Source organism: Mesorhizobium sp. M7A.F.Ca.US.006.01.1.1 (assembly GCF_003997935.1).
Lineage (GTDB): Bacteria > Pseudomonadota > Alphaproteobacteria > Rhizobiales > Rhizobiaceae > Mesorhizobium.
Genome location: NZ_RZQL01000111.1, coordinates 1 through 22,566, shown reverse-complemented (window position 1 = coordinate 22,566; position 22,566 = coordinate 1). Strand labels below are relative to the sequence as shown.

Here is a 22,566-nt window from a genome sequence, read left to right as displayed (position 1 = left end):
CTCCGGGCCTGAGGAATATGGCGGCCAGGCGCTGCCGACCATGCTCGGCGTCGCCGCGCTCGAAATGTGGAACTCCGCGGCCATGGCCTTCGGCATCGGCCCGACGCTGACCATGAGCGCGGTCGAGGCGCTCGACAAACACGCCTCCGACGACCTCAAGGCCAAATATCTCGAAAAGCTCGTCTCCGGCGAGTGGATGGGCACGATGAACCTGACCGAGCCGCAAGCCGGTTCCGACCTTGCCGCCTTGCGCACCCGCGCCGAGCCGGCGGGTGACGGCAGCTACCGCATCTTCGGCCAGAAAATCTTCATCACCTATGGCGAGCACGATTTCACCGACAACATCGTCCATCTGGTTCTCGCGCGGCTGCCCGATGCGCCGGCCGGCACGCGCGGCATATCGTTATTCCTGGTGCCGAAATTCCTGGTTGGCGATGATGGCACGCTCGGCGCGCGCAACGATGTCTTCTGTTCCGGACTTGAGCATAAGCTCGGAATCCATGCCTCGCCGACCTGCACCATGATCTACGGCGACGGCTTTGAAGGTGCCGAACCCGGCGCCGTCGCCTGGCTGATCGGCGAGGAGAACAAGGGTCTCGCCTGCATGTTCACCATGATGAACAATGCGCGGCTTTGTGTCGGCATGCAGGGGGTCGCGGTCGCGGAAGCGGCAACGCAGAAGGCGATCGCCTATGCCAATGAGCGCCGGCAGGGCAAGGCCGCGAGCTACACTGGCACGGGTATGGCGCCTATCGTCCATCACCCCGATGTCCAGCGTAACCTGCTGACCATGAAGGCGCTGACCCAAACCGCACGCGCCATCAGCTATTCCTGTGCCCACGCCATCGACATGGCCCGTGTCTCCGTCGGGGACGAGGCGGCTCACTGGCGCGACCGCGCTAATCTGCTGACGCCGCTGGCCAAGTCGTTCTCGACCGATGTCGGCGTGGACGTTGCCTCGCTCGGGGTCCAGGTGCATGGCGGCATGGGCTTCATCGAGGAGACAGGCGCGGCCGCCTTCTATCGCGATGCGCGCATCGCGCCGATCTACGAAGGCACCAACGGCATCCAGGCGATCGATCTGGTGATGCGAAAGCTGCCGCTCGGCGGCGGCGACCACGTGCATGGTTACATCGCCGAACTGGCTGATGTGGCCGGAGCGGTGCGGACCTCGAACGTGCAGGGTTTCGGCCGCACCGCTGATGCTCTCGACGCGGCATTTGGCGATCTCGGTGAAGCGACCCGCTTCCTGCAGAAACTGGCGGCCGATGGCCGGCCGGACGAGGCGCTGGCGGGTGCGACGCCCTATCTCAGGCTGATCTCGCTTGCCGCCGGCGGAGCTTATCTGGCGCGAGGTGCTCTTGCCGATCAAGGCCGTATTCCCCTCTGCCGCTTCTTCGCCGAAAACCTGCTCGGCGAGGTCAGCGCTTTGCGGGCGCGCGTCATCGATGGCGCCGAAAGCCTCGCCGCCGCCGGCAAGTCGCTGATATCAGCCTGAATTCTCACAGCGCTCACCAGGGAAAAAGACCGTGACAGACCATATCCTCGTCGAGCGCCAGGGCGCCATCCAGATCATCCGCATGAACCGGCCGGACAAGAAGAACGCGCTGACGCGCGCCATGTACGCGAAAATGTCAAAAACCCTGGCCGAAGGTGACGCAGACCCGGCGATCCGCGTCCATGTCTTCCTCGGCGTGCCCGGCGCCTTCTCCTCAGGCAACGACCTTGCCGATTTCATGGTCGTCGCCACCGGCGGCGACGGCGGCACCGAAGTCTGGGACTTCCTGATGGCGCTGGCCAAGGTCGAGAAACCCATGGTCTCCGGCGTTGACGGCATCGCGGTCGGCATCGGCACGACGCTCAACCTGCATTGCGACCTGACCTTCGCCACGCCACGCACCGTGTTCAGGACACCTTTCGTCGACCTTGGCCTGGTGCCTGAGGCGGGATCGAGCCTTCTGGCACCGCGCATCCTCGGGCAGCAGGGTGCCTTCGCGCTGCTCGGCCTCGGCGAAGGCTTTTCGGCTGAACGGGCGAAGGCCGCCGGCCTGATCTACGAGGTGGTCGAGGAGGCAGCGCTGGAGGCCTCGGTGCTGGCGGCGGCCGGCCAGATCGCGGCCAAGCCGCCGCAGGCGCTGAAGATCGCGCGCGACCTGATGCGCGGCTCGCGCGACGACCTCGTCGCCCGCATCGGCGAGGAAAGCGAGCATTTTCGCGAACGCCTGAAATCGGATGAGGCCCGCGCCGCGCTCACCGCGTTCATGACGAGAAAGAAGGCCTGAGCCTCTTCTTCAGGGATAAAGCCTGGTCTTGTCCCAGCCGCCTTTCGCGTCGCGGCTGAAGACGAGCCGGTCGTGCAGGCGGAACGGCCTGTCGTGCCAGAACTCGATGGTACTGGGCACGATTCGGAAGCCGGACCAGTGCTTTGGGCGCGGGATCTCGCCGATCGGATAGCGTGCCGTGTATTCCGCCACCGCCTTCTCCAGCGCGAAGCGGCTTTCCAGCGGCCGCGATTGTTTCGAGGCCCAGGCGCCGATGCGGCTGCCGCGCGGCCGTGTCGCATAGTAGGCATCGGCTTCGGCGTCGCTGACGATCTCCACCGGTCCGCGAATGCGCACTTGCCGGCGCAGCGATTTCCAATGGAAGCACATCGCCGCCTTCATGCTGCCAAGAATCTCCTGGCCCTTGGCGCTCTCGAAATTCGTGTAGAACACAAACCCGCTTTCATCGAATCCTTTGAGCAACACCATACGCACATCCGGCATGCCGTCGGCATCGACGGTCGCCAGGGCCACGCCGTTGGGGTCGTTCGGCTCGCTTTTCGTTGCGTCGTCCAGCCATGCGGCAAACAGGCGAAACGGCTCGGCAGCCTCGGTAAAGTCACCGCTTGTTAACTCAGTGTCACTCATAGTTTTTCTCAAATTGTCACGAAGCGAAGATTCTTACAAAACCAAGATTCTTTACGAAGCAAGGGGGAGGCTGCCGATTGTCGCGTATCGCGCAAGCTTTTGACAGCAGGCAATGGAGCGTTATCGCTTCGGCCAGCGCGAAAGCCGCGATCGTGGCGGTCGCCTTGCCGCTTGCCGCTTGTGGCGCCGGCGGCTTCAGCCTGGAAAAAGCCGAAGTCGACCGCTCGATCCTGACCAGCAGCACCTCGGCCTCGGCCGCACCGGCCAATCTGGATCGTGACTCCGACCAGACGACGATCGGCAATGCGGTCTCCTCGGCCGATATCGAGCAGCTCGGCGGCCAGGCCGTCCCATGGGCCAATGCCGGTACCGGCTCGCGCGGTTCCATCACCGATCTGGCGGAATTGAAAGACAACGGCCAGACCTGCCGCCGCTTCAAGGCCTCGCGCGAAAGCTTTGACGGCGTTGCCATGTTCGAAGGCGAACTGTGCCTGGCCAGCGCCGGCGGCTGGCGCATGCAGGACTTCAAGGCGCTCTGATTTTCCGCGTCTGATATGCGGCTCCAGCACTGGAATTTCTTCCTATGGGAGCGCATATAGGAGGCAACCAGAGACTCAACTCTTCTCCAGGGCAGTAAGCATGCGCGACCCCTATGAGGTGCTGGGCGTTGCCAGGAACGCATCGGCCAAAGACATAAAGTCGGCGTACCGGAAACTCGCCAAGAAGCATCATCCGGACCAGAATCCGAATGATCCGAAGGCGAAGGACCGTTTTGCCGCGGCCAACCAGGCCTACGAGATCGTCGGCGACGAAAAGAATCGCGCCGCTTTCGATCGCGGCGAGATCGACGCCGACGGCAAGCCGCGATTCCAGGGCTTTGAGGGCGCTGCCGGTGGCGGCGATCCCTTCGGCGGGTTCCGCCGGCAGCAGGGTCCGGGCGGTTCGCGGTTCGAATTCCGCTCCGGCCGACCGGGTGGCGATCCGTTCGACGGCAACAGCGACATCTTCAGCCAGATTTTTGGCGACACTTTTTCGGGCGCGCGCGGGCACGGCACGGGCGATCGCCGCCAGCAGGCGACAGCAGCCGACCTGAACGTGACGCTCGACGTCACCATCGAGGAAGCGGCGACCGCCGAAAAGGTCACGGCGATGTTCCCCGACGGCCGCAAGGTGGCGGTCAAGCTACCGGCCTATGTCGAGGATGGCCAGACCATCCGCCTCAAGGGCCAAGGTGAGCAGGGGCCGGGCCAGCCAGGCGACGCGCTGGTCAAGATCCATCTGCGCCGACATCCACGCTACCGCATCGAGGGCCGCGACCTGCACGCCGATCTGCCGGTGGCACTGGCGGATGCGGTGCTCGGCGCCAAGGTGCCGGTCGAGACGCCGACCGGCAGGCTCGCGGTCAACGTTCCTGCCTGGTCGAGCTCCGACAAGGTCCTGCGGCTGAAGGGCAGGGGCCTGCCGGAAAAGGCCGGCGGCCACGGCGATCTCTATGCCCATGTGCGGATCATGCTGCCGGAGGGCGGCGATAGCGCGCTCGAAGCACTGTTGCGCAGCCAAAAAGGCTGATCGGCGGCTTTTGTCCCCTGAACTGTCCGGTTTGAGCGCTTGAAGGGGCTCTGTGCCTGTGCGATAGGGCAACCCACAAAGCTGAAATCTTGCGGAGAGCGCTCACATGGCGGGTGGACAGGGCCTAATGGCCGGCAAGCGCGGCCTCATTCTTGGCGTCGCCAACAATAGGTCGATCGCCTATGGCATCGCCAAGTCGTGCGTCGATCATGGCGCCGAGATCGCGCTGACCTATCAGGGCGAGGCGTTCAAGAAGCGCGTCGAGCCGCTGGCGGCGGAACTGGGCGCCTTTGTCGCCGGCCATTGCGACGTCACCGATCCGGCGAGCCTGGACGAGGTTTTCGCCAATGTCGCCAAACATTGGGGCAAGCTTGATTTTCTCGTCCACGCCATTGCCTTCTCCGACAAGGACGAGCTGACCGGCCGCTATGTCGAGACGACGCGCGACAATTTCCTGCGCACCATGGACATTTCAGTCTATTCCTTCACCACCATCGCCAAGCGCGCCGAGGCGCTGATGACCTATGGCGGCTCGCTGCTGACCTTGACCTACTACGGCGCCGAAAAGGTCATGCCGCACTACAATGTCATGGGTGTCGCCAAGGCGGCGCTCGAGGCCAGCGTGCGCTACCTGGCGGTCGACCTCGGCGCCAAGAAGATCCGCGTCAACGCCATTTCGGCCGGCCCGATCAAGACGCTTGCCGCTTCCGGCATCGGCGATTTCCGCTACATCCTGAAGTGGAACGAGTACAATTCGCCGCTGAAGCAGACGGTGACGCAGGAGGAAGTCGGCGATTCCGGCGTCTATTTCCTGTCCGACCTGTCGCGCGGCGTCACCGGTGAAGTCCACCACGTCGATTCGGGTTACCACGTCGTCGGCATGAAGGCCGTCGACGCGCCCGACATTTCGACGGTCAAGGACTAACACCCCGCCAACCGTCGTCCGTCCCGATCCCGCACCGGAAGACCTGATGTACCCGCTGGTTTATATCGCGCGCCACGGCCAGACCGCGTGGAACGCCGAGATGCGGCTTCAGGGACAGGCTGACACCGATCTCAACGCTCTTGGCCGCGAACAGGCGACCGGCAACGGGCTTCGGCTAGCTGCGGTGGTCCCAAATCCCGGGGAATTCGATTTCGTCGCCAGCCCAATGAAACGGACGCGCGAAACGATGCAGCGTATTCGCGCCGCGATGAAGCTCGATCCGAGTGCCTATCGAACCGATCCGCGCCTCGTCGAAGTCAATTTCGGCGATTGGCAGGGATTTACCTTTCCCGAGCTCGAGACACGGTATCCCGGAGCGAGCAGGACGCGCGCGCTGGACAAGTGGAACTTCCAGCCGCCCGGCGAAGGCGCCGAGAGCTATCAGATGCTGCTCGAACGGGTGAGGCCATGCTTCGACGCGATCGAACGCCAGACGATATGCGTGACCCATGGCGGCGTCATGCGCACCTTGTTTCGCTTCGTTCTGGGGTTGGGCGAGGACGAGGCAGCGAACCTGGAAATACCGCAGGATCGCCTGCTCAAGCTCGAAGGCAAGAGTCTGGAGTGGCTTTAGGCAGGCGGCTCGGCGAAAGCTGAATTCAATTGAGGTTGGAAGCTCTAGTTGGCAGAGCTGTCCGGCAGTTCCATGTCGGTGACGATGTTTTCGCCATTGGTCACATCGTAGGCGATGACGATGTCCATGCCCGGCTTCAGCGCGTCGAGATCGGTCTCGGCGTTCAGCTTGTAGGACTTGCCGTCATCCAGCGTCAGCGTCGCCGTGTCCTTGTCGATCTTCTTGATCAGGCCTTCGGTCTGGCCGGCGAAAGCGGCGGTGGAAAGCAGCAGCGTGGCGGCAATGGCGCCAATCAGGGTACGCATAATCGTTCCTCTTTATCATTGCGCCGGCATGACGGCGGGCGTTCAACGGCGGATTGAGCAGAGCAGAAACCAACCGAATGTGTCAAAACTAAATCCGCCAGATCACAGTTTGACCCCTGTGAAAAACGCCAATAGAACGCAATCTTCAGCCGGCTCCGATGCCGGGCAGGGTCATTTCATGTCTCACAACACGTTCGGCCACCTTTTCCGCGTCACCACCTGGGGCGAAAGCCATGGCCCGTCGCTCGGCTGCGTGGTCGACGGCTGTCCGCCCGGCATCCGCTTCACTCGAGCCGACATCCAGGCCGAACTCGACAAGCGCCGGCCGGGGCAATCACGTTTCGTGACGCAGCGTCGGGAACCAGATGAAGTGAAGGTGCTGTCCGGCTTCATCCTCGACGAGGACGGCGAGACGATGATCACCACCGGCACGCCGGTGTCGATGCTGATCGAGAATGTCGACCAGCGCTCGAAGGATTATGGCGAGATCGCCCGCCAATACCGGCCCGGCCATGCCGACTACACCTATGACGTCAAATACGGGGTGCGCGATTATCGCGGCGGCGGCCGCTCCTCGGCCCGCGAGACGGCAGCCAGGGTGGCAGCCGGTGCCTTGGCGCGCAAGGTGGTGCCCGGCGTAGTGGTGCGCGGCGCGCTGGTATCGATGGGCGAAAAATCCATCGATCGCGCCAACTGGAACTGGAATTTCATCGGCGATGCCGAAAATCCGTTCTTCACCCCCGATCCTGCTTCTGTTCCTGTCTTCACACAGTATCTCGACGGCATCCGCAAGGCGGGCTCCTCGGTCGGTGCGGTGATCGAGATCGTCGCCGACGGCGTTCCGCCAGGCCTCGGCGCGCCGATCTATGCCAAGCTCGATCAGGACATCGCCTCCGGCCTGATGTCGATCAACGCCGTCAAGGGCGTCGAGATCGGCAACGGCTTCGAGGCCGCCCGCATCACCGGCGAACAGAATGCCGACGAGATGCGCATCGGCAATGACGGCAAGCCGGTGTTCCTGTCCAACAACGCCGGCGGCATCCTCGGCGGTATCTCGACCGGCCAGGCAATCGTCGCCCGTTTCGCCGTCAAGCCGACCTCGTCGATCCTGACGCCGCGAAAGTCGATCGACAAGGACGGCAAGGACGTCGAGATCATGACCAAGGGCCGCCACGATCCCTGCGTCGGCATTCGCGCCGTGCCGATCGGCGAGGCGATGGTTGCCTGTGCTATCGCCGATCATTATCTGCGGCATCGGGGACAGACGGGAAAGGGAGGGGAATAGGGCAGTAAGGCAGTAGGGCAATATGTTACGCAGCCGCCGAACACAGCCAGATTTTCCTTTTCCCTACTGCCGTACTGCCCTATTCCCCTACTGCCCTGCGAGCGAAGCGAGTACCCATGCCTTACGACCAGAAGAAAATCGTCGAAGCCCTGCGTGCTTTCGAACGCGGCGAGATCGTCGTCGTCATGGATGATGACGGGCGCGAGAACGAGGGCGACCTGATCGTCGCCGCCGTCCACTGCACGCCTGAAAAGATGGCGTTTATCGTGCGCCACACCTCCGGCATCGTCTGCACGCCGATGCCGCGCGAGGAAGCCAAGCGGCTGAACCTTGCGCCCATGGTCGCCGACAACGATTCCGCCCACACCACCGCTTTCACCGTCAGCGTCGATTTCAAGCATGGCACCACGACGGGCATCTCGGCCGAAGATCGCACTTTGACCGTTCGCAATCTTGCCAACGGCAATGTCGGTGGCTCGGATTTCGTCCGGCCCGGCCACATCTTCCCGCTGATCGCGCGCGAAGGCGGCGTGCTGATGCGCTCCGGCCATACCGAAGCAGCGGTCGACCTGTGCAAGCTCGCCGGCCTGCCGCCGGTCGGCGTCATTTCCGAGCTGGTCAATGATGACGGCACCGTCAAGCGCGGTCCGCAGGTGCAGGCTTTCGCCGAGGAGCATGGGCTGAAGCAGGTTTCGGTCGCCGACCTCATCGCCTACCGGCAGCGCAAGGAGACGCTGGTCGAACGCGTCGCGTGCTCGGAAATCGACACGCTCGGCGGCAAGGCACAGGTCTTCACCTACACGCTGCCCTGGGACTCCATGCATCACGTCGCCATCGTCTTCGGCGACATTCGTGACGGCGAGGACGTGCCGGTGCGTCTGCATTCCGAGGATGTGGTGACCGATGTCTTCGGCACCAGCCACCGGCTCGACGCCATCATGAAGGCGATGGGCGAGCGCAGGCGCGGCGTCATCGTCTATCTCAGAGAAGGCTCCGTCGGCGTTGCGCATCAGGAACGCAAACGGCCGGCCAGCGGCGACCGCGAGGATCACGAAGAGGCGCGCCGCCGCGAAAACGAGTGGCGCGAGATTGGGCTCGGCGCCCAGATCCTCAAGGATCTCGGCATCTCCTCGATCAACCTGATCGCCTCGCGCGAACGCCACTATGTCGGCCTCGAAGGTTTTGGCATCCATATCGCCAAGACCGAGATCCTCTAGGATATATCGATATTCAGGTGAGGCCGGCCTGCAAATGACGGCTTTCTGCGCTTCCGGTGCTCACGGACCGGAAAGTCCGCTGCGCTCCGGTTCTCGAAATCCATCATTTTCGACTCGGCCTGACCTGAACCTCAACATGTCCTGGCGGTCACTCGGCCGGAACGGCGGCAGCCTCGCACCCATCCAGGTCGCATTCGCGGGTGGCAAGGTTGCGCTGGCCAAGCAGCACCGTGGCCAGCGCGATCGTGCCTGAAGCCACTGAGACCCAGAACCCGCTCTGGGCGCCGAACGCGTCGACCACCGCACCGGCGGCGAACGAGCCCAGCGCCATGCCGATGCCGATGCCGGTCATGACCCAGGTGATGCCTTCGGTCAGCATCGCTTCCGGCACATGCCGCTCGATCAGGCCGAACGCCGTGATGAAGGTCGGCGAGATCGCCACACCGCTGATGAACACGGTCAGCGCCAGCAGCGGCACTGTGTCGGCGGTGAGCGGCAACAGCGTGCCAAGCGCGACGAGGGCGACGGCGATGGCGAGCTGGCGTTGCAGCGGCGCCTTCAGGCTGAGCGCGCCGACGATGATGCCGAGCACGAACGATCCCAGCGCATAAACGCCGATGACAAGGCTGGCGGCGCCCGGTTGGCCAAGCTCCTTGGTGATCGCCACGGTGGTCACTTCCGTCGTCGCGAAGGTCGCGCCGATGAAGATCAGGGCAAGCGTGATGATCTGAACGGGTCGCAGGCGGATCGCCGAGCCGCTTGAGCCATGGTCCACCGGCCGCACCTGCGGCTCGGTCGAGCGTTGCAGGATGAATGCTGCTGAACCAATGGCAAGGAACAGCGTGCTCACCAGAACACCGGCTTCCGGAAACAGGGCGGCACTGAGGCCGACCGACAGCGATGCCCCGGCGATGTAGACCAGTTCATCGGCCGCGGACTCGAAGGCGAATGCGGTGTTCACCTGCGGTCGTCCTCGGAAAATCTCTGTCCAGCGCGCCCGCACCATCGCCGGTATGCTTGGCATGGCGGCGGCCAGCAGTGCCGACACGAACAGCGTCCATACCGGCCAGTCCTGGTTGGCCGCCGCTATGAGGATGGCGAAAGCCAGCACCGCGATGATGGTGGTGGGCACCACGATTCGTGTCTGGCCCAAACGGTCCACCAGTCTCGATATCTGCGGCGCAACGAAGGCGTTGGCCAACGCGTATGTCGCCGAGACGGCTCCGGCCAGCCAGTATTCGCCACGCGCCTGCGACAGCATCGCCACGATGCCGATGGGCGCCATGGCGATCGGCAGGCGCGCTAGGAAGCCGGCGGCCGCAAAGCCCTTGGCGCCGGGGGCACGAAAGATTTCCGCGTAGGGATTTTGCATCGGTTGGTTCCTCGACAAAGGGCGATTGGACAATTACATACGGAGCGTATGATTATTAGATAGAGCATACGCCACGTATGTCAATTGGCATACGTGACGTATGTAAATAGGGCCAGAAGCCATGCACAGACCCCGCAAGGAGATGATCGCCGAGACGCGCGCAAAGCTTATCGCGGCGGCCCGCCATGCCTTCGGCACAACAGGCTATGCGGAAGCCTCGATGGATGATTTCACCGCTTCGGCCGGGCTGACGCGCGGCGCGCTCTATCATCATTTCGGCGACAAGAAGGGGCTGCTGCAGGCGGTCATAGCCCAGATCGACGGCGAGATGGCGGCGCGCATCAATGAGGTCGCGTCGAGAGCGCCGACCCGCTGGCAACATTTCGTCGACGAGTGCTCGACCTATATCGAGATGGCGCTGGAGCCGGAAATCCAGCGCATCATGTTCCGGGATGGCCCGGCCGTATTGGGGGATCCAGCGCAATGGCCGAATGCCAGTGCGTGCGTCGTTTCAATGACCGACCATCTGACCGCGCTGCAGGAGGAGGGGGTCGTTGTCTCAAGCGTCGACCCCGAGACGGCCTCGCGACTGATCAACGGAGCGAGCAGCCAGGCGGCGCAACGGATCGCTAATTCGAACGACCCCGAAGCGACCTCGAAGAAGGTGGTGACGGCGTTCAAGCAACTGCTCGAAGGCCTGCTGAAGAAGCCGGATCCGCAGTCGAATTGAAGTTCTTACCGGAGCTTTCGTGCCGGCAGCTGTTCCTGATAGGAATTTTTTCTTGACACCTGCCCTCAGCTAAGGTACATATTCGTCCATGGTGCTGATTTGCGCCAGTGACCCGCCGCACAGGCGGGTTTTCGTTTGATGCTCCGTCAGCCACGCGCCGGCGAAAGGCTCCGAAGGAACCCGTTACCCCGAATTCGTCGCCCTTCGGCGTCAGGGGCCGGCAATTGACAATCGCCGGGTTGAGTCCATCCTCTTCCACCATCTCTGAGGCGGAGATTCGGGGCACATGTGGGATTTTGAGATCGGCCGGTCGGTGTCCATCATGATGCGGACCTGGCCGTTCATCGTCTTTCGCATGATCGTCTATTTCGGCATCACGCTGGCCTACATCATGGCAACCGGCACCGGTGCCTCGGTCGGCTATGGCGTCGGCCATATCTCTACCGATCCCGACGGGCCCATGTCCTTTGCCCTGTGGGGCGGCGTGGTCGGGTTTGGCATCGTCTCGATCGCGGTCTACTGGATCCGCGAATACATCCTCTATGTCGTCAAAGCCGGCCACATCGCCGTCATGGTTCATCTGATCGACGGCCGCGACATTCCCGGCGGTCAGGACCAGATCGCCTACGCAAAGCAGGTCGTGACGGAGCGTTTCGCCGAGGCCAACATACTTTTCGTCGTCGACCAGCTGGTCAAGGGCGCCATCCGCGCCATCACCGGCCTGCTCGGCGGTATCGCCGCCTTCCTGCCGATACCGGGCCTGAGCGGCCTGGTCTCCTTCATCAACACAGTGATCCGCCTGTCGCTGACCTATGTCGACGAGATCATCCTCGGCTACAACATCCGCATCAATTCAGCCTCGCCCTTCGAGACGGCACGCCAAGGCGTCGTGCTCTATGCCCAGAACGGCAAGGTCATGGTCAAGAACGCCGTCTGGCTGGCGGTCATCATGTGGGGCGTATCGTTCATCATCTTTCTGATGATGCTGGCGCCTGCTGGTGCGATTCTGTTCCTGATGCCTGGCCAACTCGCCGGCTGGGCTTTTGTGCTCGCCATCGTCTTCGCCTGGGCATTCAAGGCGGCGTTCATTGAACCCTTCGCCATCGCCTGCCTGATGCAGGTCTATTTCAAGACCATCGCGGGCCAGGTGCCGGATCCGGCCTGGGACGCCCGGCTGGCCGAGGCGTCGTCGAAGTTCAGGGAGCTCAAGGACAAGGCGCTCGCCTCCTTCGGCGGTTCGCGCTGGGATACGGCCGGCGCCACACCCTGATCGGCTGGGCGGATGGTGTCTGGTGAGGCAGAAACGGTGTTGAGGCGCGCCACGGCGGATTTGAGCTGTGTCTCGCCTTGCCCGGAAAAAGTCTCGCTCATGATCAGCTCCGGCAGCGGCAGCCGCCGTCCCCAGCCATGCGTTTCAAGGTCCGGTTTGGGAGCGAACTCGGAAACACGGCCGACACAGAGATAGGCGATCGGCGTTACGTGATCCGGAATGGCCAACAGCCGCCTTAGCGCCTTAGCCTCGATGATGCTCACCCAGCCGACGCCAACGCCCTCGGCACGCGCGGCCAGCCAGAAATTCTGTACCGCGCAGACGGTGCTGTAGAGATCCATCTCCGGATTGTGCCAGCGTCCCAGCGGCGAACCCTTCGAGCGCTGCCGGTCGCAGGTGATGCAGATATTGAGCGCGCTTTCGCAGATGCCTTCCAGCTTGAGCTTGCGGTACAGCGCCTGTTTTTCCGCCTCGATCTTCGGCAGTTCCTGTTCGCGCGCAGCCAGGAACAGGTCGCGCACCTCCGCCCGTCGTTTGACATCGCGAATGACGATGAAGTTCCAAGGTTGCATGAAGCCGACCGATGGCGCGTGATGGGCCGCAAGCAGCAGCCGCGCCAGCACGTCGTCATCGATCGCGGTGGGCAGGAAATGGCTGCGCACGTCGCGCCGCGTGAACATGGCGCGATAGACCGCATCGCGCGCATTCTGGTCAAATCCATCGTCAATGGCAGCGGTCATGTGTTCCGGCATCGCTTGTCCCCTTGCGATTGCAGATTCAAAACTGTCAGAGCGTACTTTGTGCGTCCAAATGGACGCACGTCGCTCTGATGCCACCCGCCTGACCATGCGGATGACGATGCCTGCCAGGCCGGTCTTCTGGCTTGGGATCAACCCGCGTCCGGTGCCTTCCCGTCATCGACAGTGGCATTTACCGGCGCGGTCCCCCTCACAGCGTTGGGCACGCCACGGAATTCAACCGTGTTCCCGATTCTCCCGCTTGCGGCGGGCACCAGGCAGTACCCAGGGACCTTACGCCGAAGCGCCGGCGAGGCCAATGCCTGCGGCGACGCGAATGGACGCAGTCGCGATTTTCCCCAGTCATCGGCCGCCCGTGCATGGCCTTTGTCGATCCGGGTCACTAGATTAGAACGATGACCACCCGTCTTTACACCCATCCGATCTTCCTCGAGCATCTCACGCCGCCCGGACATCCCGAGCGGCCCGACCGCCTGCGTGCCATCGAGCGCGTGCTCGATGAGGAAGCCTTTGCCGGGCTCGATCGTATCCAGGCGCCGGAAGGCGACGAGGCCACCATCCTCTACGCGCATCCCGCCGATTTCGTCGCCCGCGTGCGCGCCGCCATCCCCGACGAGGGGATTGCCCGCATCGATGCCGACACCACTGCCAGTCCGAAGAGCTGGCAAGCGGCGATCACCGCGATCGGCGCCGCCAACGCCGCCGTCGATGACGTCTTTTCGGGCCGCGCCGACAACGTCTTCGTCGCCGCCCGGCCGCCCGGCCATCATGCCGAAAAGACCACGGCCATGGGCTTCTGCCTGTTCAACACGGCGGCGATCGCGGCGCGTTATGCGCAGAAGAAACACGGTGTCGAGCGCGTTGCCATCGTCGACTGGGACGTGCATCACGGCAATGGCACGCAGGACATTTTCTGGGACGACCCGTCGGTGCTCTATTGCTCGACACACCAGATGCCGCTCTATCCCGGCACCGGAGCGAAGACCGAAACGGGCGCCGGCAACATCGTCAACGCACCGCTGGCGCCGCAGACCGGCAGCGAGGTGTTTCGCGATGCCTTCCTGTCGCGCGTCCTACCCGCGCTCGACAATTTCGCGCCCGACCTGATCATCATTTCGGCGGGGTTCGACGCGCACCACCGCGATCCGCTGGCCGAGATCAATCTGACCGAGGAGGATTTCGACTGGGCGACCGGCCAGCTGATGCAGCGCGCGGCACGCCACAGCGGCAACCGGCTCGTCAGCCTGCTCGAGGGCGGCTACGATCTGCAGGGATTGGCATTTTCGGTCGCCGCCCATGTCGGGCGACTGATGAAAGGATGAATGATGGCTGGTGAGACCAACGAAGACGTCAAGGCGATGAGCTTCGAGCAGGCACTCGATGCGCTGGAGAAGATCGTCGATGATCTGGAGCGCGGCGACGTGCCGCTCGACCAGTCGATCAGGATCTATGAGCGTGGCGAGGCGCTGAAGGCGCATTGCGACCGGCTGCTGAAGGCCGCCGAGGACAAGGTCGAGAAGATCAGGCTGTCGCGCGACGGCAAGCCGGTTGGAACGGAGCCACTCGACGCGGATTGAGGCCCGGTCCGAACGATGGCCTCGCCTCACCGGTTTTTGGACATGATCATGATCGAGGATATAACTCGTTCCGCTTGAAACAGCTCAAGGACAAGAGGAGATACGGAAGCGATGTGCAGAAACATCAAGACCCTGTTCAATTTTGATCCGCCGGCAACCAATGACGAGGTGCGCGACGCGGCTCTTCAGTTCGTCCGCAAGCTGAGCGGAACGACGCGACCCTCGAAGCAGAACCAGCACGCCTTCGACCATGCCGTCGAAGCCATCGCGGCCTCGGCGCGCGAACTGCTCGATTCCCTGGAAACCCATCAGCATCCGCGTAACCGCGAAGAGGTGGCGTCCAAGCTGCGGGCAAAGGCAGCCATCCGGTTCGCCTAATGCTGTCAAAGCAGCCGTTGGCCGCTGACAAGGAGAGTCCATGAGCTTCTTCCCCGGGAAAGACCCTGAGGCAGGCGACGCCTTTGCCAGCGACCAGATCGAATTGATGGTCATCCCGAACGCCAAGGACATCGGTGGTTTCCAGGTGCGCCGCGCCCTGCCGACGGCAAAAAGGCGGCTGGTCGGGCCTTTCATCTTCTTCGACCGCATGGGTCCGGCGATCCTGCGCGCCGGCCAGGCACTGGATGTCCGTCCGCACCCGCATATCGGCCTGTCGACAGTCACCTATCTGTTCGACGGCAAGATCCGGCATCGCGATTCACTCGGCACCGAAATGGTCATTCAGCCCGGCGACGTGAATTTGATGACCGCCGGCCGCGGCATCGTCCATTCGGAGCGCACGCCGGAGGAACTGCGTGGCGCGCCGATGTCGGTATCCGGCCTGCAGACATGGCTGGCGCTGCCGGACGACAAGGAAGAGGTGGCTCCTGTGTTCGAGAACACAGGAGCGCTCAGGCTTCCCGAGATCGATGCCGAAGGCGTCAACGGGCGCCTCATCATCGGCGATTTCCAGGGGTTGCGGTCCCCGGTCAGGGCCGACTCGGAGACGCTCTACGCCGACCTGCGCCTGGCGCCCGGCGCCAGCGTGAAAATCCCTGCCGATGCGGAAGAGCGCGCCATTTACACGCTGGAGGGCGAGGTCTCGATTTCGGGTGATGTGTTCCCAGCCGAACGGCTGCTGGTGTTCCGTCCCGGTGACGAGATCGTCGTGTCGTCGCAGACCGGGGCGCATTTCATGCTGTTCGGCGGCGCCTCGCTTGGTTCGAAGCGCTATATCTGGTGGAATTTCGTCTCCTCATCGAAGGAGCGCATCGAACAGGCGAAAGAGGAATGGAAGACGGGCCGCTTCGACATCGTTCCCGGAGACGAGGAAGAGTTTATTCCGCTGCCGGAAAGCTGATGCCTGGCGCCCAAGGTGTCCCGGTTTCTGGGATACGACATGCGTGGAAACAAAAGGCCACGGCCTGATCCGCGTCACTGACACGCATTTACTTTCGCCGGCCGGCGGCCTATTTCGCCCATCAACCGAAAGCCTGAGCACCGTGAACGCAACGCCGCATACGCCGCTTCTCGACAAGGTTCGCATCCCGGCCGACCTGCGCACGCTCGCCGAAAGCGAACTGCCGCAATTGGCGTCCGAGCTTCGCGCCGAGCTGGTCGACGCGGTCTCCCGCACTGGCGGCCATCTGGGCGCCGGGCTTGGTGTGGTCGAGCTGACGGTGGCGCTGCACTATGTCTTCAACACCCCGGACGACCGGCTGATCTGGGATGTCGGCCACCAGGCCTATCCGCACAAGATCCTGACCGGCCGCCGCGACCGTATCCGCACGCTGCGCCAGGAAGGCGGTCTGTCCGGCTTCACCCGCCGCGCCGAGAGCGAGTACGATCCCTTCGGCGCCGCCCACTCCTCGACATCGATATCGGCCGGCCTCGGCATGGCCGCGGCCCGCGATCTCTCCGGCGGCCGCAACAATGTCATCGCCGTCATCGGCGACGGCGCCATGTCTGCCGGCATGGCCTACGAGGCGATGAACAATGCCGGCGCGCTCGATGCACGGCTGATCGTCATCCTCAACGACAACGACATGTCGATCGCGCCGCCGACCGGCGCCATGAGCGCCTATCTGGCGCGGCTGGCTTCCGGCAAGGCCTATATCGGCTTGCGCGATTTCGGCAAGAAACTGACGTCCTATCTCGGCAAGCGCGCGGATCGTGCGATCACAAGGGCGGTCGAGCATGCACGCGGCTACGTCACCGGCGGCACGCTGTTCGAGGAACTCGGCTTCTATCACATCGGCCCGATCGACGGCCACAATCTGGAGCATCTGATCCCGGTCCTCAGAAATGTCCGTGACAATGGCAAAGGCCCGGTGCTGATCCATGTCGTCACCCAGAAGGGCAAGGGCTATGCGCCGGCCGAAGCCGCCGCCGACAAATATCACGGCGTCAACAAGTTCGACGTCATCACCGGCGCGCAGGCCAAGGCGCCGGCCAATGCACCGGCCTACACCAAGGTGTTCGCCGAAAGCCTGGTTCAGGAAGGCCGCGAGGACGACCGCATCGTCGCCGTCACGGCCGCCATGCCGAGCGGCACCGGTCTCGACCTGTTCGGCGAAGCGTTCCCGTCGCGCACCTTCGATGTCGGCATCGCCGAACAGCACGCGGTGACCTTCGCGGCGGGCCTTGCCACGGAAGGCTACAAGCCGTTCGCGGCCATCTATTCCACCTTCCTGCAGCGCGCCTACGACCAGGTCGTCCACGACGTCGCCATCCAGAAATTGCCGGTGCGCTTTCCCATCGACCGCGCCGGCTTCGTCGGCGCCGATGGCGCCACCCATTGCGGCGCCTTCGACACCACCTTCCTGGCGACACTGCCGGGCTTCGTGGTGATGGCGGCCGCGGACGAGGCGGAGCTCCGCCACATGGTACGCACCGCGGCAAGCTATGATGACGGCCCGATCGCCTTCCGCTATCCGCGCGGCAATGGCGTCGGCGTCGACATGCCGGAGCGTGGCTCGGTGCTCGAAATCGGCAAGGGCCGCATCGTCAAGGAGGGCACCAAGGTCGCACTGCTGTCCTTCGGCACGCGGCTGCAGGATTGCCTGATCGCTGCCGAAGAGCTAGGGGCTGCCGGGCTGTCCACGACGGTCGCCGACGCCCGTTTCGCCAAGCCGCTCGATGAGGATCTGATCCGGCGGCTGGCCCGCTCGCATGAGGTTCTGGTGACGGTGGAGGAGGGCGCCGTTGGCGGCTTCGCCAGCCACGTGCTGCAGTTCCTCGCCCATGAAGGGCTGCTGGAAAGCGGCCTGAAGGTGCGCCCGCTGGTACTGCCCGACGCGTTCACCGACCATGCCAAGCCGGAAAAGATGTATGCCGATGCCGGGCTCGATGCTGCCGGCATCGTGCGCACCGTATTCGTCGCGCTCGGGCATACGATTCGCGCCCAGCGCGCCTGAATCAAAGTCTCAATGACTTGAATCAGTTTGCCGGCCAACGATCTTAACGCGTTGTTTACGCTGCCGTTTGGCGCTTTACTTACCGTGTCTGTTGGCCGTTTTTCAATGGCGCCCTGCTAGATCGTGATCAGGCAGGGAGACAACAACAATGAAAACGCTTCTGTGCGGTGCAGCGCTTTGCGCCGTCATCGTCGCGCCGGCCGCAGCCGAAACGCGCTATGATCGCAGCCTCGAAAAGGCCGCCATGGGCATCATCGCCGGCAAGATGGGCGACATCCGCGGCGGCTTCTCCTTCAAGCAGGTGCCGCAATTGGTGGTTCTGCCGGCCCCTGTTCCCGCACCTGCGCTTGCCATCGAGCCTGCACGCGCGCAAGCTTCGGGAGAGCGTGAGGATGGGTTGTCTCCAGCCGTCGAGCGCCCGGTTTCGCGAAGCGTATTCTGAGCTGGAGACCAGCAAGCCTTGATCGGGATTGCCCGATCGTTTCATCGTGATTGCCGCTGTGCGGGTGATCTAAGAAAGCGTCGGCAATGCTACTCCGCCGCCACCAGCTCCGCTTGTTGCGCCAGTTTCTCGGGGCGCCAGGATTGCGCTGCGTGGCGGGCGCGGTCTGCCAGGGCGGCAAGGCGTCCGCGCAGGTTTCGTCCACCCACCACTGACGACAAGGTCACCGAATGCGTCGCAAAGCGGCGCTTGAAATCCTCGCCGCCGCAGAGAAAATCGATCGTGGTCAAGCCCCGGTCAAACGACCACTGGATGTAGTCCATCATCAAGACCATGCCCGGCGAGGCCCGTTCGAAGGCCGGATCATAGGTGGTGACGAAAGCCATCATCGTTCCATGCTGCTCGAAATTGATCGAGATGGCGATGATCTCGTCTTCGCGTTCGAGCACGAAGATGCGCAGCAATCCAAGCCCGGCCAGAACGGAGATCAGTGCCGCCAGCGCGGGAGAACCTTCGTCGAAGAGGTCCGAAACGCGGCCGTGTTTTGCAAGCCATAGCCGCTTCAGCGCCGCGACGCGCTCCAGCACCGGCTCGCGGGCTTCGCGCGCATCCATCAGGCGGAAACGCAGCGCGCCGCCTTCCTCCATGAATTTGTAGCCACGGCGATAGTTTTGCCGGGTTTTCTTCGACTGGCTTTCAAACCATTGTGCGCCGCGTTGTCCGGCGCTGGAAACTCGGTAGCTGACCTCGCTGCGGTGGCTCGGCTGCAAGATGCTGCCTTGGCCTGGGGCGGCGGGACCAAGCAGGGTCCGGAATCGGGCATCGGGCAACAGACGATTGAGATACGCAAGATCGAAGCCGCCATCGTCGAGGATGTGTTGCCAGAGTTGCGGCAGGATCTGTGGCTCGGCATCGGGAGCAAGCAGGACATCGCCATAGTCGCAGTGATCCTTCGCCGCCCATTCCAGCATACGGATGCCCGAGCGCCAGAAGGTCGCGAGCGCAATGACGGCCTCGAGGCGCTCGCCGCTCCAGACCAGGCCGATCCTGAGACCGCGACGATCCTGATGCGGTGTGGTGTGCCACCAGGCCGAGATCCAGTCGGGATGCTGGAAAACGAGGCCGCCGGCGCGTTGCCAGAGCGCTGCCCAGGCCGGCGCGATTTCTGCCAGTCGCGCTGACGAGGTTGCAATTTCGATCCGGTGCGTTCGCGGCATCCGGAACACGGCGGGTCCGTTCATGGCTTACCCCTTTGCGACGATTGCTGTGGCACGGGCTTGTCGGTGCGGAAGTGTCTGGCGATCTGCCGCCACATCCGCTTCAGCGGCATGACATAGAGGCCTGCGAGCGACTGGTAGTCGCGCACGTTGCGTTCGATCAGACCGAAATTGAAGTCCTCGTCGGGTCGCGGAACGCACAGGGTTCCGAAGAGCCGATCCCAGAACGAGAAGAGCAGCCCGAAGTTCTTGTCGTAGTGGCGCGGGTCGGTGCTGTGGTGCAACTGATGCCAGTGCGGGCACAGGATCAGATTGTTCAACGGCCCAAACGAGATCTTGAAATGCGTATGCCTGACGAAATCCATCATCAGGATGTTGCGTATGATGTAGACGTTGACGCCGAAGACCGTCAGCTCAACGAGGTTCAGCGACACCAGCGACCAGATGCCGAAGCAGATGCCGGGAATGACACCGTCCCAGGCCCGGTTCATCAATTCGTCGAGCGGGTGGACGCGATCCTTGGTGATGCCGACCATCACCTCGGCCGAATGGTGCACCTTGTGCAGTTCCCAGAGCACCGGGTAGCGGTGCTGGGCGACGTGATAGAGATAGTACGAAATGTCGTAGGCAAGCAGCATGGTGATGGTGAAGATCGTCACCGTCACAGGCCCTGCCGGCCCTTCGATCAGGGGCGGCTGGATTGCCAGCAGCGTGGAGAGCAACCAGTTCGTCGCATAGCCGACGGCGCTGACGAAGACGACGCCGGCGGGCAGCATGAGGAATGGCATCAGCGCCTTCCGCGTCACCCAGAACAAAAGGTCGGCTTTCGCCGAAGGATGCGTGATGACCTCATGCGGGACCGCGAACTCGAAGAACTCTTTCCAGCTCTTTTTCTCGACCGTGCGCCAGTAGGCGACCAGGGCGCTGACCAAAGCAGTCAGCAACAGAAGTCCGGTCGCCAACAGGCCGGCGCCGGAAATCCGGTCAAGAACCTTGTAGACGATATCGCTGGCCATTTCCAAGGTTGCCGCCTCTTCATCCGGGTTTTCCGGTCGTCGCGGTCATAACATTGAAGTCCTCAAGCAAATGCGATGAAAATTGGTTAAGAAATCATGAGACTTTCTAGATTTCTGGTATTTATCCGCAGGCGGCGAGACCTCATGCTTCGGCGGTCATCCGTCTCAACGGGCGTAACGGATGGATATTCATAAGGATGGTCGGCGTGACGGAACACCTCATCATCGTCGCGATCCAAGATGCTGGGCGTGATGATGGGAAGGGGAGACAAAATGCTTCCGGCTGGCGCTCTTGCCATCGTCGTCGGCTTTCGCCATGAAGGCCGATGAATTCGCCTCTGCCAGCCAGCGCACGCCAGCGGCTCGACGACCTGCTCGTCCAGCGCGGGCTGTTTGCCAGCCGCTCGCGTGCCCGCGACGCGGTCGAGCGTGGCACGGTGACCGTCGACGGCGTCATTGCGCGCAAGCCCGGCCAGAGCGTTTTGCCGCAAAGCCACGTTACCATCGATGATCCGGCGCAAGGCTATGTGTCGCGGGCGGCACTCAAGCTGATCGGCGGGCTCGATCATTTCGGCCTCGACCCTGCCGGCCGTGAAGCGCTCGACATCGGCGCCTCGACCGGCGGCTTCACCCAAGTGTTGCTCGAGCGCGGCGTGGCCCATGTCACCGCCGTCGATGTCGGTCATGGCCAGATGCATCCTGATATTGGCGGCGACCCGCGTGTGACGGTGATCGAAGGGCTGAACGCCCGCGACCTCGCCGTCGCCGATCTCAGCGGGCGTATTCCGGATTTCATCGTGTCCGACGTCAGCTTCATCTCGCTGAAACTGGCGCTGCCGCCGGCGCTTGGCCTGGCGAAGGCTGGCGCCAAGGCCATGTTTCTGGTCAAGCCGCAATTCGAGGCGGGCCGTGATGCGATCGGCAAGGGCGGTCTGTTGAAAGACCCCTACGACGCCTCCCGTGTCGCCGGCCTGCTGCAGGATTGGCTGGACTCCGTTCCCGGCTGGCGCTCGCTGGGGCTGCATTTGTCGCCGATCGAGGGCGGCGACGGCAATCGCGAATTCCTGCTCGGTGGGATCAAGGACCGATGAGCGCGCGCTTCAGCATCAGGAAACTTGGCGCTCAGGGCGACGGTATCGCCGAGACCGAGACAGGCGATCTGTTCATTCCCTTCACACTGCCCGGTGAAACGGTCACCGCCGCGCGCGAAAGGGATCGCGCCATGCTGATGGCGGTGCTGGAAGCATCGCCGTTGCGCATCGATCCCGCCTGCCGCCATTTCACCGAATGCGGCGGTTGCGCGCTCCAGCATTTCGAAGCCGAAGCCTATCGCCAGTGGAAACGCGAAAAGGTGGTGCACGCTCTGAAGGGCATCGATTGCGAGATTGGCGCCTTGGTCGCTTGTGCGCCGCAGACGCGCCGCCGTGTCGTGCTGGCTGCCCGGCGCACCGACACAGGGATGCTGCTCGGCTTCCATCGCCATCTGTCGCCGGAGATCGTCGCCATATCGGAATGCCCGATCTCGCTGCCCGAGATCGTCGCTTCGCTCGATCGGTTGAAGGCGCTCGCCATATTGGTCTGCGCCACCACCAAATCGTTCCGGATGGCGGTCACCGTGACCGGTTCGGGCCTCGATGTCGCGGTCTATGAGTCAGGCAAACTTGGCGAGAACCAGCGTCGGGTCGCCTCGAACTTCGTCATGGCCCAGGGATTTGCCCGGCTTTCGATCGACGACGAAATCATCATCGAACCCAAAAAGCCGGTGGTGATGTTCGGCAGCGTCGCTGTTGCCGTGCCGCCCGGCGCGTTCTTGCAGGCAACCGAGGCCGCCGAACAGGCGATGGCCGATATCGTCGGCGGACATCTGAAGCGTGCCAAGAAGGTGGCGGATCTTTTCGCCGGTTGCGGCAGTTTTGCTCTGCGCCTGGCCGCGAAGTCTGAAGTC

General features: G+C 63.2%; 23 protein-coding genes, 1 pseudogene and 1 riboswitch. Of the genes and pseudogenes, 18 read left to right on the top strand and 6 right to left on the bottom strand.

Annotated elements, in window-relative coordinates; genetic code table 11:
• Both EN943_RS19840 and EN943_RS19835 read left to right on the top strand, forming a co-directional pair.
• A partial coding sequence (locus EN943_RS19840) for an acyl-CoA dehydrogenase (protein ID WP_164778273.1) occupies positions 1 to 1,498 on the top strand: 1,498 nt, incomplete at its 5' end.
• A 31-nt stretch (positions 1,499 to 1,529) separates the two neighbouring features.
• On the top strand, positions 1,530 to 2,282 hold the full coding sequence (locus EN943_RS19835) for a crotonase/enoyl-CoA hydratase family protein (RefSeq protein ID WP_127414276.1): 753 nt from the start codon (positions 1,530 to 1,532) through the stop codon (positions 2,280 to 2,282).
• 9 nt (positions 2,283 to 2,291) lie between these two features.
• Here the strand turns inward: EN943_RS19835 and pdxH are convergent, their stop codons facing one another.
• Entirely contained in the window at positions 2,292 to 2,909 is a 618-nt protein-coding gene (gene pdxH / locus EN943_RS19830; RefSeq protein WP_127414275.1) for a pyridoxamine 5'-phosphate oxidase, read from the bottom strand.
• Positions 2,910 to 2,986: 77 nt separating this feature from the next.
• On the opposite strand from pdxH, the gene EN943_RS19825 reads away from it, so the two are divergent.
• The 4 genes from EN943_RS19825 to EN943_RS19810 all read left to right on the top strand — a co-directional run bounded on the left by EN943_RS19825 (position 2,987) and on the right by EN943_RS19810 (position 6,037).
• Entirely contained in the window at positions 2,987 to 3,448 is a 462-nt protein-coding gene (locus tag EN943_RS19825; protein ID WP_027035968.1) for an RT0821/Lpp0805 family surface protein, read from the top strand.
• A 100-nt stretch (positions 3,449 to 3,548) separates the two neighbouring features.
• Positions 3,549 to 4,478, top strand: a complete 930-nt coding sequence (locus EN943_RS19820) for a J domain-containing protein (protein WP_127414274.1) — start codon at positions 3,549 to 3,551, stop codon at positions 4,476 to 4,478.
• 106 nt (positions 4,479 to 4,584) lie between these two features.
• Positions 4,585 to 5,403 (top strand): enoyl-ACP reductase FabI, encoded by an 819-nt coding sequence (fabI, locus tag EN943_RS19815; protein WP_127414273.1) that lies wholly within the window; start codon positions 4,585 to 4,587, stop codon positions 5,401 to 5,403.
• A gap of 46 nt (positions 5,404 to 5,449) precedes the next feature.
• Positions 5,450 to 6,037 (top strand): histidine phosphatase family protein, encoded by a 588-nt coding sequence (locus EN943_RS19810; RefSeq protein WP_127414272.1) that lies wholly within the window; start codon positions 5,450 to 5,452, stop codon positions 6,035 to 6,037.
• 44 nt (positions 6,038 to 6,081) lie between these two features.
• On the opposite strand, the gene EN943_RS19805 is transcribed toward EN943_RS19810, so the two are convergent.
• Entirely contained in the window at positions 6,082 to 6,342 is a 261-nt protein-coding gene (locus tag EN943_RS19805; protein WP_027035965.1) for a DUF1344 domain-containing protein, read from the bottom strand.
• Positions 6,343 to 6,520: 178 nt separating this feature from the next.
• Between EN943_RS19805 and aroC the strand changes: the two genes are divergently transcribed.
• Both aroC and ribB read left to right on the top strand, forming a co-directional pair.
• The gene (gene aroC, locus EN943_RS19800) at positions 6,521 to 7,627 is read left to right on the top strand and encodes a chorismate synthase (RefSeq protein ID WP_127414271.1); all 1,107 of its coding nucleotides are present in this window, start codon (positions 6,521 to 6,523) and stop codon (positions 7,625 to 7,627) included.
• A 116-nt stretch (positions 7,628 to 7,743) separates the two neighbouring features.
• Entirely contained in the window at positions 7,744 to 8,844 is a 1,101-nt protein-coding gene (ribB, locus tag EN943_RS19795; RefSeq protein WP_127257059.1) for a 3,4-dihydroxy-2-butanone-4-phosphate synthase, read from the top strand.
• A gap of 148 nt (positions 8,845 to 8,992) precedes the next feature.
• On the opposite strand, the gene EN943_RS19790 is transcribed toward ribB, so the two are convergent.
• Positions 8,993 to 10,216 (bottom strand): MFS transporter, encoded by a 1,224-nt coding sequence (locus EN943_RS19790; RefSeq protein ID WP_127414270.1) that lies wholly within the window; start codon positions 10,214 to 10,216, stop codon positions 8,993 to 8,995.
• A gap of 121 nt (positions 10,217 to 10,337) precedes the next feature.
• Here EN943_RS19790 and EN943_RS19785 point away from each other — a divergent pair, with 121 nt between their 5' ends.
• Positions 10,338 to 10,946: a TetR/AcrR family transcriptional regulator gene (locus EN943_RS19785; protein ID WP_127414269.1), complete on the top strand. Its 609-nt coding sequence runs from the start codon at positions 10,338 to 10,340 to the stop codon at positions 10,944 to 10,946.
• A 286-nt stretch (positions 10,947 to 11,232) separates the two neighbouring features.
• Entirely contained in the window at positions 11,233 to 12,216 is a 984-nt protein-coding gene (locus tag EN943_RS19780) for a hypothetical protein (RefSeq protein WP_245475914.1), read from the top strand.
• A gap of 122 nt (positions 12,217 to 12,338) precedes the next feature.
• On the opposite strand, the pseudogene bluB reads toward EN943_RS19780, so the two are convergent.
• A pseudogene (gene bluB, locus EN943_RS38390) lies at positions 12,339 to 12,956 on the bottom strand (5,6-dimethylbenzimidazole synthase); the annotation flags it as partial.
• Between the two features lie 110 nt (positions 12,957 to 13,066).
• Positions 13,067 to 13,247, bottom strand: a riboswitch (cobalamin riboswitch).
• Positions 13,248 to 13,369: 122 nt separating this feature from the next.
• On the opposite strand from bluB, the gene EN943_RS19770 reads away from it, so the two are divergent.
• The 6 genes from EN943_RS19770 to EN943_RS19745 all read left to right on the top strand — a co-directional run bounded on the left by EN943_RS19770 (position 13,370) and on the right by EN943_RS19745 (position 18,388).
• Positions 13,370 to 14,296: a histone deacetylase family protein gene (locus EN943_RS19770; protein ID WP_127414267.1), complete on the top strand. Its 927-nt coding sequence runs from the start codon at positions 13,370 to 13,372 to the stop codon at positions 14,294 to 14,296.
• A 3-nt stretch (positions 14,297 to 14,299) separates the two neighbouring features.
• Complete coding sequence (locus EN943_RS19765) at positions 14,300 to 14,551, top strand: exodeoxyribonuclease VII small subunit (protein ID WP_013532792.1); 252 nt, start codon at positions 14,300 to 14,302, stop codon at positions 14,549 to 14,551.
• 111 nt (positions 14,552 to 14,662) lie between these two features.
• Positions 14,663 to 14,929, top strand: coding sequence for a DUF2277 domain-containing protein (locus tag EN943_RS19760; protein WP_127414266.1), 267 nt, complete (start codon positions 14,663 to 14,665; stop codon positions 14,927 to 14,929).
• A 40-nt stretch (positions 14,930 to 14,969) separates the two neighbouring features.
• Positions 14,970 to 15,890 (top strand): pirin family protein, encoded by a 921-nt coding sequence (locus EN943_RS19755; RefSeq protein ID WP_127414265.1) that lies wholly within the window; start codon positions 14,970 to 14,972, stop codon positions 15,888 to 15,890.
• A 142-nt stretch (positions 15,891 to 16,032) separates the two neighbouring features.
• Entirely contained in the window at positions 16,033 to 17,946 is a 1,914-nt protein-coding gene (dxs, locus tag EN943_RS19750) for a 1-deoxy-D-xylulose-5-phosphate synthase (RefSeq protein ID WP_127414277.1), read from the top strand.
• A 148-nt stretch (positions 17,947 to 18,094) separates the two neighbouring features.
• A complete protein-coding gene (locus EN943_RS19745; protein ID WP_127414264.1) occupies positions 18,095 to 18,388 on the top strand; it encodes a hypothetical protein in 294 nt (97 codons plus the stop codon).
• An 89-nt stretch (positions 18,389 to 18,477) separates the two neighbouring features.
• On the opposite strand, the gene EN943_RS19740 is transcribed toward EN943_RS19745, so the two are convergent.
• Both EN943_RS19740 and EN943_RS19735 read right to left on the bottom strand, forming a co-directional pair.
• Positions 18,478 to 19,629, bottom strand: coding sequence for a GNAT family N-acetyltransferase (locus tag EN943_RS19740; protein WP_127414263.1), 1,152 nt, complete (start codon positions 19,627 to 19,629; stop codon positions 18,478 to 18,480).
• Entirely contained in the window at positions 19,626 to 20,621 is a 996-nt protein-coding gene (locus EN943_RS19735) for a sterol desaturase family protein (protein ID WP_164778272.1), read from the bottom strand. Before EN943_RS19735 ends, EN943_RS19740 begins: the two co-directional genes overlap by 4 nt.
• A gap of 326 nt (positions 20,622 to 20,947) precedes the next feature.
• On the opposite strand from EN943_RS19735, the gene EN943_RS19730 reads away from it, so the two are divergent.
• Positions 20,948 to 21,712 carry a TlyA family RNA methyltransferase gene (locus tag EN943_RS19730; RefSeq protein ID WP_127414261.1) on the top strand — a complete coding sequence of 255 codons (765 nt, stop codon included), beginning with the start codon at positions 20,948 to 20,950 and terminating at the stop codon, positions 21,710 to 21,712.
• Positions 21,709 to 22,566 (top strand): class I SAM-dependent RNA methyltransferase (locus tag EN943_RS19725; protein WP_164778271.1); only part of this gene is annotated, 858 nt, incomplete at its 3' end. The genes EN943_RS19730 and EN943_RS19725, both read left to right, overlap by 4 nt.